The organism is Agrococcus baldri, assembly GCA_900114805.1.
Lineage (GTDB): Bacteria > Actinomycetota > Actinomycetes > Actinomycetales > Microbacteriaceae > Agrococcus > Agrococcus baldri.
In genome coordinates this window covers 1-1041 of sequence record FOZN01000007.1, presented here as the reverse complement: position 1 = coordinate 1041, position 1041 = coordinate 1, and the positions used below count along the sequence as shown (strand labels likewise).

The window sequence follows — 1041 nt, the reverse complement described above, 5'->3', positions numbered from 1 at the left end:
TTTGTGTAGGGCTTATTATGCACGCTTAAAAATAATAAAAGCAGACTTGACCTGATAGTTTGGCTGTGAGCAATTATGTGCTTAGTGCATCTAACGCCGGAGTTAAGCCGCCGCGCGTAGCGCGGTCGGCTTGAACGAATTGTTAGACATCATTTACCAACTGACTTGATGATCTCGCCTTTCACAAAGCGAATAAATTCTTCCAAGTGATCTGCGCGTGAGGCCAAGTGATCTTCTTTTTGTCCCAGATAAGCTTGCTTAGCTTCAAGTAAGACGGGCTGATACTGGGCAGGTAGGCGTTTTATTGCCCAGTCGGCAGCGACATCCTTCGGCGCGATTTTGCCGGTTATTGCGCTGTACCAAATGCGGGACAACGTAAGCACTACATTTCGCTCATCGCCGGCCCAGTCGGGCTGCGAGTTCCATAGCTTCAAGGTTTCCCTCAGCGCCTCGAATAGATCCTGTTCAGGAACCGGGTCAAAGAATTCCTCCGCTGCCGGACCTACCAAGGCAACGCTATGTTCTCTTGCTTTTGTAAGCAGGATAGCTAGATCAATGTCGATCATGGCTGGCTCGAAGATACCCGCAAGAATGTCATTGCGCTGCCATTCTCCAAATTGCAGCTCGCGCTTAGCCGGATAACGCCACGGGATGATGTCGTCATGCACGACAAGGGTGACTTCTATAGCGCGGAGCGTCTCGCTCTCGCCAGGGAAAGCCGAAGCCTCCATAAGGTCATTGAGCAATGCTCGCCGCGTCGTTTCATCAAGCTTTACGGCCACAGTAACCAACAAATCAATATCGCTGTATGGCTTCAGGCCGCCATCCACTGCGGAGCCGTACAAATGCACGGCCAGCAACGTTGATTCCAGATGGCGCTCAATGACGCTTAGCACCTCTGATAGTTGGTTCGAAATTTCGATGGTCACCGCTACCCTCATGATGTCTAACTTTGTTTTAGGGCGACTGCCCTGCTGCGTAACATCGTTGCTGCTCCATAACATCAAACATCGACCCACGGCGTAACGCGCTTGCTGCTTG

Annotated in this window: 1 protein-coding gene; it reads right to left on the bottom strand. The window is 51.1% G+C overall.

The annotated features are described in order from the left end of the window. Positions 1–149: 149 nt before the first annotated feature. A complete protein-coding gene (locus BM288_RS14155) occupies positions 150–941 on the bottom strand; it encodes an ANT(3'')-Ia family aminoglycoside nucleotidyltransferase AadA2 (protein ID WP_001261740.1) in 792 nt (263 codons plus the stop codon). Positions 942–1041: the final 100 nt, after the last annotated feature.

Excerpts from the sequence above, each read along its gene's own strand:
- BM288_RS14155 (WP_001261740.1), bottom strand. The coding sequence starts at position 941 with ATGAGGGTAGCGGTGACCATCGAAATTTCGAACCAACTATCAGAGGTG.